Annotated in this window: 14 protein-coding genes; all 14 read right to left on the bottom strand. The window is 32.8% G+C overall.

Annotated elements, in window-relative coordinates; all coding sequences use genetic code 11:
* Positions 1–3 precede the first annotated feature (3 nt).
* Positions 4–1152, bottom strand: coding sequence for a glycosyltransferase family 4 protein (locus F3J23_RS02505; RefSeq protein WP_167023588.1), 1149 nt, complete (start codon positions 1150–1152; stop codon positions 4–6).
* Between the two features lie 70 nt (positions 1153–1222).
* The gene (locus tag F3J23_RS02500) at positions 1223–2266 is read right to left on the bottom strand and encodes a right-handed parallel beta-helix repeat-containing protein (RefSeq protein ID WP_167023585.1); all 1044 of its coding nucleotides are present in this window, start codon (positions 2264–2266) and stop codon (positions 1223–1225) included.
* A 9-nt stretch (positions 2267–2275) separates the two neighbouring features.
* A complete protein-coding gene (locus tag F3J23_RS02495; protein ID WP_167023582.1) occupies positions 2276–3364 on the bottom strand; it encodes an EpsG family protein in 1089 nt (362 codons plus the stop codon).
* A complete protein-coding gene (locus tag F3J23_RS02490; RefSeq protein ID WP_167023579.1) occupies positions 3357–4205 on the bottom strand; it encodes a glycosyltransferase family 2 protein in 849 nt (282 codons plus the stop codon). The genes F3J23_RS02495 and F3J23_RS02490 overlap by 8 nt, the downstream gene beginning before the upstream one ends.
* A gap of 4 nt (positions 4206–4209) precedes the next feature.
* Complete coding sequence (locus F3J23_RS02485; RefSeq protein ID WP_167023576.1) at positions 4210–5325, bottom strand: glycosyltransferase; 1116 nt, start codon at positions 5323–5325, stop codon at positions 4210–4212.
* Complete coding sequence (locus F3J23_RS02480; protein ID WP_167023573.1) at positions 5318–6562, bottom strand: hypothetical protein; 1245 nt, start codon at positions 6560–6562, stop codon at positions 5318–5320. Before F3J23_RS02480 ends, F3J23_RS02485 begins: the two co-directional genes overlap by 8 nt.
* A gap of 11 nt (positions 6563–6573) precedes the next feature.
* Positions 6574–7215, bottom strand: a complete 642-nt coding sequence (locus F3J23_RS02475; RefSeq protein WP_167023570.1) for a DapH/DapD/GlmU-related protein — start codon at positions 7213–7215, stop codon at positions 6574–6576.
* The gene (locus F3J23_RS02470; RefSeq protein ID WP_167023565.1) at positions 7205–8161 is read right to left on the bottom strand and encodes an NAD-dependent epimerase/dehydratase family protein; all 957 of its coding nucleotides are present in this window, start codon (positions 8159–8161) and stop codon (positions 7205–7207) included. The genes F3J23_RS02475 and F3J23_RS02470 overlap by 11 nt, the downstream gene beginning before the upstream one ends.
* A gap of 24 nt (positions 8162–8185) precedes the next feature.
* On the bottom strand, positions 8186–9292 hold the full coding sequence (locus F3J23_RS02465) for a DegT/DnrJ/EryC1/StrS family aminotransferase (protein ID WP_167023562.1): 1107 nt from the start codon (positions 9290–9292) through the stop codon (positions 8186–8188).
* A 2-nt stretch (positions 9293–9294) separates the two neighbouring features.
* Entirely contained in the window at positions 9295–10308 is a 1014-nt protein-coding gene (locus tag F3J23_RS02460) for a Gfo/Idh/MocA family protein (RefSeq protein ID WP_167023559.1), read from the bottom strand.
* Positions 10309–10319: 11 nt separating this feature from the next.
* Positions 10320–10892, bottom strand: coding sequence for an acyltransferase (locus F3J23_RS02455; RefSeq protein ID WP_167023557.1), 573 nt, complete (start codon positions 10890–10892; stop codon positions 10320–10322).
* A 14-nt stretch (positions 10893–10906) separates the two neighbouring features.
* Positions 10907–12034, bottom strand: coding sequence for a DegT/DnrJ/EryC1/StrS family aminotransferase (locus tag F3J23_RS02450; protein WP_167023554.1), 1128 nt, complete (start codon positions 12032–12034; stop codon positions 10907–10909).
* Positions 12035–12073: 39 nt separating this feature from the next.
* Entirely contained in the window at positions 12074–13264 is a 1191-nt protein-coding gene (gene lhgO, locus F3J23_RS02445) for an L-2-hydroxyglutarate oxidase (protein ID WP_167023551.1), read from the bottom strand.
* A gap of 6 nt (positions 13265–13270) precedes the next feature.
* A complete protein-coding gene (locus tag F3J23_RS02440) occupies positions 13271–14563 on the bottom strand; it encodes a nucleotide sugar dehydrogenase (RefSeq protein WP_167023548.1) in 1293 nt (430 codons plus the stop codon).
* Positions 14564–14565: the final 2 nt, after the last annotated feature.

Genomic DNA, 14565 nt, shown 5'->3' with positions numbered 1-14565 from the left:
TTTTTAATTCTTTATTATCAATAATGAATTATATTCTTTTAATAGTTCATTCCAAACAAAAGATTGATCATATCTGTCTACAATCATTTTTCTGGACATTTCTTTTAATTTCAAGTAAAAGTTCTTATTATTAATAATTCTTTCCATAGCTATTGCAATTTCTTTTTCATCTTTAACTGGTATTATAAGTCCATTTTTTTCATTTTCTATGATTTCATTAGAACCGTTGATATTAGTAACAATAGCCGGAAGCCCCATAGCACCAGCCTGCATTACTACATTAGGAAACCCTTCTCTATAGCTAGGAAACAGTAATGTATTAGAAATTGCTAAATAAGGTCTTACATCCTTTTGAAAACCAACACTGATGATATTAGAATTATTTTTTATTTCTAAATACGTTTCTTTCTTAAGTGGATCCAGTTCATCTTCAAAAGATCCTACCAAAAGAAGTTTAACATTATCTTTTTTATATTCAGAAAACGCTTGCACAAGCTCATTTATCCCTTTATCTCCTACTAAGCGTCCTACAAAAACAAAGATAAAATCTTTAGAGTCAATATTTAATTCTTTTCTCAGGTTATCTTTAGAATCAGCTGAAAAAAGCTCAGGATTATAATACTGCAGATCAATACCATTAACATTTCCGTTTGCTATAATTTTCAACGGTTTGTTTGTAATTTTATATTTTAGCAGATCACTTTCTACTCCTCTTCCCTCCGGATATACATGGGTGGCTGCCATACAAAGCAACCTATCCATATTAATCAATAGTTTTTGCATTACACCGGTACGTGTGGGGAAAATAAGTCCGGTAAAAGTATGCATACGGATAGGCACACCAGCCATTTTACCGGCAATCATTGATAAAAGCCCAGCCTTTGGAGTAATTGAATGGATAATATCAGGTTTTTCTTTTTTAAAAGTTTTATAAAGCTGTATGAGAGAGATAAGATCTTTAAACAAAGAAATTTGTCTTTGTATTTCAACAGGTATAACTTTAACTTCTTCACGATTTTCTACTTCATTCAAATCTCTGCCACCACCAGAAACAGCAATAATTTCAAAATGTTTCTTCAGAAAAGCTAACTGGCCTTTCAATAAGACATTTAATGATACTGGAACTGTTGAAACTCTTATGATCTTTGTCATTATTTTTCTACTACTTGTCAATTATTCTTTTATATACAGAGAATTGATATTACGGTTTCCCCATATCAAACTATTTGTATACTATATTCATGTATGATACTTCAATTTTATCTTTATTTTTCCAGAGATAATCAAGTCTTGGCTTGGTAAACACCCCGTTTTTAATCAAAATTTTCCCATTATATGTTCCAGAATTATTTAAATCACCCATAGAGAAACCCATGGAGTAGTTTGATAAGTCACTTTTGAATCCATCTACCAAAATACTGACATTTTTAGGTGCTTTTAATTTATTTGAAAAAGCATGTAAATTAATCCCTAAACCTGCAACTCCATTATTATATGTATAAACTTTCTGGATATTTATATTCTCAAGTATTTCTTCATATAATGACGGTTCTATATGCAATCCAATTTCAGGCAGTGTACCATGAGTATTTGAAATTAAAATATTTTCTACTTTAACATTCCTACCAGAAGTAATAGTTATGCCATTTCTTCTCACATTATCAATCCAGCCGCCATCTATTATTACATCTTCGCTAAAACTACCTGTTTCAGAACCCACAAAAATTCCATCTCCCCATGTATTTTTTATTGTAGCGTTATAAATTTTAATATTTCTGGAGTTTTGTATAGATAATCCTGCATTCCATTCTCCTGTATGTTTCATTTGAGCATCTCTGTTACCAACTACATATGGATTATATAAATTTACATTCTCTACATCTTCTATTTTTACAATATCATAATGTCTTCCATTTACTTCTCCTGTATAAATAATTTTTGAATTTTTTTGAAAGAAAACATTGGTATTGGAATTTAATTTCAAGCCTATGCTAATATAAACAGGATAATCAGGAAGCAATATATTTTTATGTGTTGTAAAAAATTTTTGTATGTCCTCTGTATAATCCTTTTGAGTATTTCTATTATAGTTGGAAGGAAAGATAGTTGCCAACTTATCCCATTGATTAAGGTTTACTTTACTTTCAGAATAAAGTTTTGTATATTGATCGATAACACTTTTCGGTGGAGATAAATATGAAAAATCTGATTTCTGACAGGAAAAGAAACTATTAAACAAGATAATTAATAAAAACTTATATTTCATATTGTATTATTATATGTTATTAAAAAATATAAATATCCCCACTAATCCTATAATTATAAGAATGAAGGGTATTTTACTATTATATTTCTTATTAAAATAAGGTATAATTAAAAATGGAATTAAAATCCAAGACATCACCCCCCACCTATCAGAATAAGGAATATGGAAAAATAGAAAAAATATGCAACTTAAAACAATATATGTTTCTAAAATTATCATATACATTGAATTCTTAATATTAATTTTATCCATCCTATTTTTCATATAAATAAAAATTAGTAAAAAAAATGAATTAAAAATTACAAATTGAGGTTTAAATCCAACCAGATATAAACCATCGGATGTGCTTGCATCTAAATAACCACTTCTCCTTTCATCCACACTTGATATTAAACTACTATCTATAATGGTATTAAATCCAAAATTAAAAAAAGATAATATAATGCTTATAACATATAAGATATAAAAATACTTGATCGGAATTTTTTTATAGACAAAATTAATTGTAAATAACAAAGCAATAGGAATAATGCTTGTAAAGTGAAATAATACACTTAAGATAAAACTTGAAATAACAAGTATTTTATTTTTAGTATTATTAAAAAGCAAAACAATTCCTAAAATAAGAAAGCCTAAAGAAACTCCTTGCCTGATAATATTAATTCCTAAAGTCTTGTAAAAAAACAAACTAAAAAAGGTAAATAATATAAATATAATATTGACAGAATAAGTTTTAGAAATATAATAACTTGTTAAAAAAATAGTCCCATTAAACAAAATAGCAAGCAACATAAAAAAGTTAACGGGATCATCATTAAATACAAATTTTAAAGTTAGAAAGATAATTCTAATAAAAAAATCTGTCCCCCAATTTTCAATTTGATCTGAATTATTATATTGCCAACTATACATTTCAGTATCTGAACCTACATCTAAATCTCTAAACCCAAACAATAATGCAAATAGTACAATATAGAGTAAACCCAATTTTATAAAATTAGACCGAAAATTATTTTTGTCGACCAAAGCAGCCAGCAAAAAAGTTATCAGTCCAAAGCTTCCGTATAAAATATAATATGTGTTGTTAAAATTATCCATCCAAAGAAACTTTGTTTAAAACTCCCTGATATTCTATACACTCTGATGAATTCAGATTAGAATATCTTCTTTTAAGCAACAAGCTTTCGAGATGAAAAAACTCTAAAATAGAATAGATATAAAATTTTAAATTTGAAGCAATCATAATTTTATTTTTAAAAATAAAATTACCAGGGAAATGTTTTTGAGTAAAATTATACAATCCTTTTCTCATTTTCTTGTGCTTAATCGAAATTTTTGTACTTTCTTCTCTATAAAATAATAGTGGTTCATTAATATTATAAAATTTATAATTTTCTGCAAGTCTGTACCACAATTCCATATCTTCCATTTGAAAAAAACCATCTTGATAAGAGTTTTCCAATAGAATATTTTTTTTTATTGCAACAGAGGGATGAATCGGAGCTCTTCCTTCCAATATATCTTTTTTACTATTAATAGGAAAAGACTTCTTATACCCAAGTACTTCATTCTTATTATTGATACTTATGGCATCAGAATAAATAATATCAGCATTGGTATTATTCAAAATTTCTAATTGTTTTTCCAATCTATCCGGAAACATAATATCATCAGCATCCATTCTGATGAAGAATTCGCTTTTAGATAATTTTACCAGTTGATTTAATCTAAAAATAAGGCCTTTATTTTCTTTATCATCAATAAATGTAATTCTTTCATCATCAAACTTCATTACTTCTACAGCAGTATTATCCGTAGAACCATCATTTATAATAATTAATTCAAAATCCTTATAACTTTGCATCAATACTGATTGTATTGCATATTTTATATATTTTTCAGTATTATAAACTGATATTCCTATACTTATATGTGACATTCTTTTAATTTAAATTGAAACTTTCCAAAACCTTATCATTTACCTTCATAAACTGCTCCCAGGAATATTGTTCAACTGCAAGCTTTCTACAATTTAACTTTATCTCGTCCAAATTATCATTCAACAGCTCTTTCACTGTATCTGCTATAATTTTAGGATCCGTTGTAGATACTCTTCCTACATTTTGTCCACAATAAGTATCTTCAATCATATATATTTCTTCATCATTATCAGCTAACATTATCACCGGAACACCACAACTGAAAGCCTCTAAAGTCACCAACCCAAGATTAGGACCACTTACTGTTTGCAAATACAAATCAAATAAAGGAATAATTTCACTTATATTATCTATAAAAGGGCGTAACAAGACTTTATGATTCAAATTATATTTATTAATTAACTCAACTAATTTTTTATGTTCTTCTCCCTCTCCATAAATAACACCTAATACATTTTCATTTTCCAGAAACCTAAATGTTTCTACAAAAAGATGTACTCTCTTTTGAGGATGTAATCTACAACATATACCCAATATTTTTTTATCTTCTGGTAAATTTACGTCACTCCTTTTTAATTTTACATTAGGAGAAAATTTTTGTGTATCTACCGGTAATCTATTTGTTACTACTTTTTCTTTATTAACCTTATTTTTATTAATTAACTGCCCAGACAAATAATCACTTAAACCCACAAATATATCAGTACTCTTATTAGGTAATCCTGTTTTCCATAATGTTATTTCATTTTTACCTGCATTTTCATAAACATGCATTGTAATATAAATAATCTTAATTTTTTTATAAAATAATTTAATAACCCAAAAAACCAGAGCAGAAGGTGGCATAGAAGTATAAACAACATCTATTTTATTCTTTTTAATATAATTATATACTTTAAAAGTCTGAGATAGCATAGACAAAAACCCCCTTGTTCCTTTATTGGTAGAAAATATATCCTGGGGTCTAACATTCTGAAACCGTTCTAGTATTTTCATATCATCTGAAAATATAAGATAATGGGTATTATATGATTGTTTTAGCTTTTCATATAATTGAATGGAGAAACTTTCTGCCCCCCCGAAACATAAAGAATTAGTAACAATTAATATATTAGTCATTGCTTTCTTTTAAAATTTGTTTATTAATGACATTCATAGCGATTAAGAATAAAGCTGAACACCACAAAATATTGTAAATTAATAGCGCCCAAACCGCTCCTTCCAACCCATATAATACAGTAAATGAATAATACAATACAGATGCTACGATAATCATTGCTATAGAAAAATATAACGCCAGTTTATTTTTATCCAAAATGGTAAATAAATAATTATAAGGAATCTGAAGAAAATAGGCAAGAATGGAAACCATTGCTAGCTTCAAGAGCCACACTCTCTCCATATCAAAATTTTTGAATAAATAATTGACATAGTCCGAAGCAAAGTAAATAACAACTACTCCAGCTACTCCCAACAGGAAGAAAAGACCGCTAAGTTTTATCAACCTGTTTTTCAATAGTTTAGATGATGATTTGTACCATTCTACCTGCTGATTGATAAAGAAGTTACTTATTGCACTTGTAAAAATAGAAAATATCCCAAGTAAAGTGATGATAATACTAAAAAGCCCAAAGTCTTCTGGATTACATATTTTTTTAACAATAAGTACATTTAAACGTGTAGAGAGCAGATATATCACACTGCTTAGCAACAATGGAAAAGCTCTCTTAAAAAGATTCTTCTGATATTTGTTAAGAATAAAAAGCTTCTTTGTAATATTTTTCTCAAAGAAAAGAAGAGTAAAGTTAATCAGCGACCACAGTACACTATTTAAAAGAAACACATATACAATTTGATGAATATTAAAACTTTGCATTATTCCCACCAATACACTACCGATCAGTGATAAATAATGAAAACTTTTAAGAATCGAAAACTTAACATAACTGTTTTTAGATAATAATGTATAATAATAAGTCTCTGATAGTGAATCTATATTTCTTGAAACAATCATCAGAAAAACGATCTGAGAGATCAATTCAAATTTAAAAAGAAAAAAAACTATAAGAAGGATGGCCAGAAAGATAACACTTCTTACAATATACAATGAGAATACTTGCTTATCTCTTAGCCATTCTTTTAAGGCGAAATCACGCCTCATTGTAGTGAGAAGGGCTACTGCCAACATACTGGCAATAAGTTGTCCTACTGTATTGGCATAGGTAAGTTCTCCTATCTCTGCCAATGAAGCTTTTTTCGAGAAAAAAATCAAAATGGCAAAAACGGAAAATCCAGCGATATATTCCGGAGCTGACATCAATAGAATATTTTTGAAAACCTTAATTTTATTTTTCATAAATTTTCCACTTAATCTGCTTTACCAGAATATTCTTTTGCCGGGTTACCTATGGCAGTCACATTATTTCCAATATTACCCACTACATTACTTCCGATTCCAATAAGACAGCCATCTCCTACCTGTACTCCATTTCTGAAGTTTGAAGAAGCTCCCAAATAACAATTTTTCCCTATGATGACATCACCACAAATAGTATTATTGGCTGCAACCAGTGTATATTCGCCAATTTTAGAATCATGATGAACAACAGTATTAGGAAGAATACAAATATGATTTCCGATCTCTGCATTGGCAGTAGCCACTACTCCAGCCATGATAAGTACGTTCTTCCCTACTTTTACATTCTTTCCTATAACAGCTTTCGGATGTATAAGAGTCGTAAATCTATTCAACTCTAGTTCAAGCCCATCAATAATCTGTTTTCTTTTTTTGAAAGAAGCGGGACTGCCATTGACAGCCAAAACTTTAGCTTCAGGAAACTTCTGAAATGCTTCTCTGCTATAGATTGTAATGCCATACTGTTCCGTTCCGATAACCGCAGGATCATCAGAAATAAAACCTATACAACACTGTTCTGCAGATAGACAGTCTAATGCCTCAATGCCAGTCCCGCTATAAGGAAATATTAATATTTCTTCTTTAGTTTTCAATAGACTTAAAGTATTCTGCTGTTCTTAAGATACCTTCTTCAAGATCTACTTTTGCTTCAAAACCTAGAATTTCTTTAGTTTTTGTTACACTTGGAATTCTCATTTCAATATCAGCACTTAAAGCCTCTTTGAAGATAATTTTGCTGCTGCTCTTCAATACTCTGCATACAGATTCAGCTAATCCAAGGGTTGTGATAACTGTTCTCTGGTTTCCTAAGTTGAAACTTTCTCCAATTGCCTTAGGATCTTCGATACATCTGATTAGACAATCTACAAAATCATCAACGAAACACCAAGCTCTAATCGCCGTACCATCTCCGTATATGTAAATGTCTTCATTTTTAAGTGCTTTTTTGATGAAAATCTGTAAAGCACCTTCTCCAGTTTGTCCAGGACCATATACGTTGAAAGGTCTTACAGTAACTACCGGAAGTGCATGCTGTTTGTAATATGCGTGAGCTAAGTGCTCTCCAGCAAGCTTACTTACTGCATATACCCATCTTGCTTCTCCTACGCTTCCTGCAACAGCAGTATCTTCTTCTCTACTTTTGAAAGCATGGCTACCGAAGATTTCAGAAGTACTGAAGTCTACGAATCTGTCTGTTACTCCGTTTATTTTTGCAGCTTCCAGAGCGTTTGCAGTTCCGATCATGTTTACACTCATCGTTCTTACAGGATCTTTGATTACCGTATCAATACCTGCAATACCTGCTGCGTGAACAACAACATCAGCACCTTTCATGCTTTCTGTTAAAAATGGTAAGTCTAAAACATCACCTTTGATGATTGTTAAATTAGCATGGTTTGCCACCCCACTAGAACTCAAGGTATCTCTGTGGAAGTTATCATAAACAACAATTTTATTGTTCTCTATGTAATGTTTAATCAGAGTGTTTGCAATGAATCCTGCTCCTCCAGTAATAAAAATCGTTTTGTTAGTTATCATTTGAAATAATTTATTTATGATTAGTTATATTGTATTTACTATTTGTGAGATCTTATAAACAGTATCTTCTGTAAGTTTTTCGTATAATGGTATTGCAATTCCTTTAGAGTATGCTCTGTAGGCATTCGGAAATTTTTCTTTATAGTCTAATTTATATTTGTCTGCAAAGTATTTCATCGCAGGAATGCACTGAGCCCCATAATTGGCCCCAATTTTATTATTTCTTAAAAATTCAAGCACTTCACTCTGCTGTAGGCTGTCGTCAATCAAAATGTGGAAAGTCTGCCATGTATGGTTTCTCCCCTCAGGTACAACCGGTAAAATTATCTTTGAATTTTTAATTTCCGAAAAATAGATATCAGCTAATTTTTGCTTCAGTTCAAGAATATTATCCAGTCTCTGAATCTGACTGTGAGCAAGAGCAGCCTGAAAATCTGTCATTCTGTAGTTATATCCTGCTTCTACAAACTCCATTCTACCATCCTGCATTTCAATACCATGATTTCTCAAGATTCTTATTTTAGCAGAATAATCAGCATTATTTGTTGTCAGAATTCCTCCTTCTCCACTGGTAATGCTTTTACGCGGATGAAGTGAGAATGATCCAAAATCACCAAATGTTCCTACTTTTTTATTATTCTGAGCCGCTCCTAAAGCACATGCTGCATCTTCGATAACATACAGATTATGCTCTTTGGCAATACTCATCACACTTTCTATGTCACAAGCTAACCCAAATTCGTGAACAGGAATGATAGCCTTTGTGTTTGGAGTGATGGCTTCTTTTATTTTCGTAACATCAATATTGAATGTATTTTCATCAATATCTACAAAAACACATGTTGCTCCTACCAATTCTACTACATTTGCTGTTGCTACATAGCTGAATGCAGGTATAATCACTTCATCACCAGGGCCTATTCCCAAAGTAACAAGGGCAAGATGTAAAGTAGAAGTACCGTTACTTAAAGCAGAAGCATGAGCTGCTCCCAAATAATTAGAGAAGAAGTTTTCTAATAAACCTACATTCTCTCCCTGTACCAGCATTCCTGATTTTAAAACATCAACTACACGGTTAATGTCAGTTTCATTAATATCCGGGCTTGCCAGCGGAACAAAATTTGACAACATAATTAGTTTTTTAATTGGTAAATTCTTTCAATAATATCCACTACCTTCAGGCCTTCAAGGGCATTGGTAGTAATGGTATTTCTGCCTTTCAACACATCCACTACGTTTTCAATAATATAGTGGTGGTTGGCTGCAGAACCTTTGTATGCTCCGTAATCGTTCCCTGGGTTTGTAGGTGGCAATTCCGGCATCGTGTAATCTTTTACGTTGCAAACTTCTACTTTGTCCATATACTGCCCACCGATTTTTACAGCTCCATTTTCAGCAATGATAGTCATAGAACTTTCAAGGTTCTGGTTCCATACAGAAGTGGAATAATTTAAAGATCCCATTCCTCCATTTACAAAGTCAAAGCTAACAAATCCTGAATCTTCGAAATCAGTAAGATTGGCATGATTAAAGTCTGCAAATTTTGCCTGGACGTTCGTAATATCACCGAATAACCAGTACATGATATCTATGAAGTGAGAAAACTGGGTGAAAAGAGTTCCTCCATCCAGATTTAGTTTTCCATGCCATGATTCTGGCTTGTAATATCTGTCATCACGGTTCCAGTAGCAGTTAAGCTGAACCATATATATTTCTCCCAACTTTCCGCTCTCTACCATCTCTTTTACCCATGCAGAAGGTGGAGAATAACGGTTCTGCATTACAGCAAAAACCTGCTTGTGCTTATGTAGGGCCTGGAAAATAAGTTTTTCAGCATCCTGTTTGTTTAAAGCCATAGGCTTTTCTACTACAATATGTTTTCCGGCATCAATTGCCTTATAAGACTGCTCAAAGTGGAAACCGTTCGGAGAAGCGATATTGATTACATCTGCTTCAATTCCCGACTTTAGAAATTCATCTAAAGATGCAAAAAAAGGAACATTATAACTTTCAATTCCTAGAACAGATTTATCTTTTACATCTATCAGGGCTACCAGCTCGCATTCTTCGTTTCTGGTGATCATTTCGGCATGTCTTTTCCCGATATGCCCGCAGCCTACTACTGCAAATTTTATTTTTTCAGACATCTGCAATTCTTTTAAATTTTCGAAACTCTATTATTTTCTAATTTGTATTCTTCTCCGCTTTCTTCACATACAGCAATACCTTCTTCATTGAAATTAAGACGCTGTCCGAATTCACTCATCCAGCCCATTTGTCTTGCCGGGTTTCCTACGACCAAAGCATAATCCGGAACTTCTTTTGTAACCACAGCTCCGGCTCCAATAAATGCATATTTCCCAATATCATGTCCGCAAACAATTGTTGCATTGGCTCCAATGGAAGCACCTTTTCCAACGTGAGTTTTTAGGTATTCATTTTTTCTGTTAACTGCACTTCTTGGGTTGATCACATTTGTAAAAACCATAGAAGGTCCCAGGAAAACATCATCATCACAGGTAACACCCTCATAAATGGATACATTATTCTGAACTTTTACATTCTTTCCCAAAACTACTTTAGGTGAAACTACTACATTCTGGCCAATATTACATTTTTCTCCTAAAACACAATCCGGCATAATGTGGGAAAAGTGCCAGATCTTGGTTCCGGCTCCTATTGTACAGCCTTCGTCTATAACTGCTGTTTCGTGTGCAAAAAAATCCGACATAATTTTATCGATTGTTATGAGTTAAAAAAGTTTTTGATCTCCGCAATAATATAATCTGAAGATTCCTGATCAAATTCTGTATGTACAGGAAGTGAAAGAACTTCTGAACAAAGCATTTCTGTAACCGGAAGACTAAAACCTTCTGCTACATACTGCTGAAAAGCCTCTTGCTTATATAACGGAAGCGGATAGTAAATCATACTTGGAATATTTTTTTCACCAAGATATTGCTGCAATTCATCTCTTTTTCCATTTTTTACTCTTAATGTATACTGGTGAAAAACATGAGTGGAATGTTTTGCTCTTTCCGGAATCTGAATTTCAGAGATACCGGTAAGGTTTTCATCATAATAAGCAGCCATTTTATTTCTGGCTTCTGAATATTCGTCAAGCTTTTTTAGTTTCACTTTAAGAACAGCAGCCTGAATGGTATCCAATCTTGAGTTACATCCCAAAACTTTATGGTGGTATTTTTTTTGCTGGCCGTGGTTGGCGATCATTCTTATCTTTAGTGCCAGATCGTCATCATTGGTCATCAATGCTCCACCGTCTCCATAACATCCCAGATTTTTTGAAGGAAAGAAAGATGTACATCCTATATGTCCGATGGTTCCGGTTTTTTTAACACTTCCGTCTGAGAAAGTGTAATCTGAGCCAATAGCTTGTGCATTATCCTCAATAATAAAAAGGTTGTGTTTTTGTGCAAACTCAACAATTTTCTCCATGTTCGCGCTTTGCCCGTATAAATGAACCGGAACAATTGCTTTTGTATTGGGAGTTAAATATGCTTCCAGCCCATTCAATTCAATGTCAAAAGTATTTTCATCAACGTCTACCATAACAGGTTTCAGCCCTAAAAGGCCAATAACTTCTGCTGTAGCAACATAAGTGAATGCAGGACAAAGCACTTCGTCACCTGGTTTCAGATCCAATGCCATCATTGCGATCTGCAAGGCATCAGTACCATTTGCACAAGGAATAACGTGTTTTACGTTTAGATATTTTTCAAAATCCTGTTGAAATTCTTTTACTGCAGGACCATTAATAAATGCCGTATTATCAATACATTCCTGAATTCCGGCATCAATTTCATTTTTTATCTTCTGATATTGACCTTTCAGGTCAACCATTTGAATTTTCATATTTATATCTGTTTTGGATATCATACAGAAAGTCTAGTTTTATTTTTCTACAAGATCACTTATCTTATTTCCGATAGCAAAACAAGATGTTGCTGCCGGAGATGGTGCATTTCTGACATGGATGATATTTCCGTTTTTCACGATATCGAAATCATCAATTAATGCTCCATTGCGGTCACAAGCCTGTGCTCTTACTCCTGAACCGCCTGTTACAAGGTCGCTTTCCTGTATTTCAGGCATCAATTTTTGCAATGCTTTTGTAAATGCAGCTTTGGAAAGAGAGCGGTGAACTTCTCCCATACCTGTTTTTCCATACTTAGCAACAATTTTTCTGAAACCAGGCCATGTAAGGGTCTGCATTGTTTCATTGAAATCAAAATCAAAAAACTTATATCCTTCTTTTCTGAAAGCAAGGACTGCATTAGGGCCTGCTTCAATATTTCCATCAATCATTCTGGTAAAATGAACTCCCAGAAATGGAAAGCTAGGATCGGGAACAGGGTAAATAAGATGTTTTACAAGATGCTTTTTTTCATCTTTTATTTTATAATACTCTCCTCTGAAAGGAATGATGATCACATCATTCTTTTCGTTAGTCATTTTTGTGATTTTATCTGAGTAAAGCCCGGCACAGGAAATTAATTTCTTAGCTCTGAATTCCGAGTGATCTGTTTTTATAATCACTTCAGAATTATTGTTGATAATGTTTTTTACTTCGTTATTAAACTTCACTTCTCCGCCAAGTTCTTCAAACAATTCTTTGATCTTTTTAGCAACTCCCGGATAGTCTATAATACCGGTCTGCGGTACTTTGATGGCTTTTATTCCTTCACAGTGAGGTTCTATTTCACGGAATTCTTCTCTGGAAAGATATTTCAGATCCTGAAGACCGTTTTCAACTCCTCTTTTGTAGATATTATCAAGCAGCGGAAGTTCTTCCTGCGAAGTAGCTACAATAATCTTACCACATAAATCATATCTGATCCCGTGTTTTTCTGCAAAATCAATCACCGAATGATAGCCTTCAATACAGTTTGTAGCTTTAAGGCTTCCCGGCTTGTAATATATTCCGCTATGAATTACTCCACTGTTATGCCCAGACTGATGTAATGCAACATCTTTTTCTTTTTCTAAAATAAGGATCTTAGAATCAGGATTTTTAAGTTTAGCCTGATAAGCGGTAGCCAATCCCACTAAACCTGCACCAACGATTACAATATCATAATTCATTCTCTATTATAGTCTTGCGTCTACCAAATTTCTGTCTAAACATGCTTTGGTATCGAATACCACTGCATTATCTTTTTTCAGGGTATTCAGATCCATTTCAAGGAATTCGTTATGGGAAACAGCAATGATCAGTGAATCATATTTTTTTCCTTCGATAAGTGCATCAAGAATATTAATATCATATTCATGCTTCACTTCTTCTTTGCTTGCCCAAGGATCATAAATATCTACATTAACTCCATAATCTGAAAGTTCTCTGTAAATATCTACCACCTTTGTATTTCTTACATCTGGGCAGTTCTCTTTAAAGGTAACTCCTAAAATCAGAGCTTCTGAATCTTTAATCACTCCTCCTTTTGCAATAAGAAGTTTCACTACTTTAGAGGCAACAAATTTCGCAATTGAATCATTTACTCTTCTTCCAGACAAGATAACGTCCGGGTGATATCCCAGCTGTTCGGCTTTATGTGCGAGATAATATGGATCTACTGAAATACAGTGGCCCCCTACTAATCCCGGTTTATATTTAAGGAAGTTATATTTTGTTCCTGCAGCTTCCAATACGTCGTTGGTATCAATACCCACTCTATCGAAGATCAATGCAAGCTCGTTAACAAAAGAGATGTTAACGTCTCTCTGTGCATTTTCAATAGCTTTTGAAGCTTCTGCTACTTTAATACTAGGTGCTTTGTGCGTACCTGCTGTAATAATTTTTTTATAAAGATGATCTACTTCTTCTGCTATTTCTTCTGTAGATCCTGAAGTCACTTTTTTTACACTGGTAAGCGTATTTACTTTATCTCCCGGATTGATTCTTTCAGGGGAATACCCTACAAAAAAGTCTTCATTGAATTTCAGTCCGGAATATTTCTCCAGAACCGGAACACATTCTTCTTCTGTACATCCTGGGAAAACAGTAGATTCATAAATAATGATATCTCCCTTCTTGATAATTTCTCCCAACATTTTTGATGCAGAGATTAAAGGGTTAAGATCCGGTGCGTTATATTTATCGATAGGTGTAGGAACAGTTACAATAAAAACATTTGCATCTGAAATTTCAGAAAGCTGGCTGGTAGATCTATATCCAATAGTTCCATTTGATTCTTTAAATCTTTCAAGGCCGCTGCTCAGTTTATCAAGGTCTGCTTCAAGAGTAATATCATGTCCGTCATTAAGCTGTTCAACACGCTGTGCATTGATATCAAATCCTAATACAGGGTAATGAGATGCAAATTCCAGTGATAGCGGAAGCCCTACATATCCTTGTCCAATAACTGCTATTTTATAAGTTTTCATTA

The sequence above is a fragment of the Chryseobacterium sp. Tr-659 genome, from assembly GCF_011752975.1.
GTDB lineage: Bacteria > Bacteroidota > Bacteroidia > Flavobacteriales > Weeksellaceae > Chryseobacterium.
Note: the sequence above shows the minus strand (reverse complement) of the source record. Positions and strands in the feature narration are given on the sequence as shown.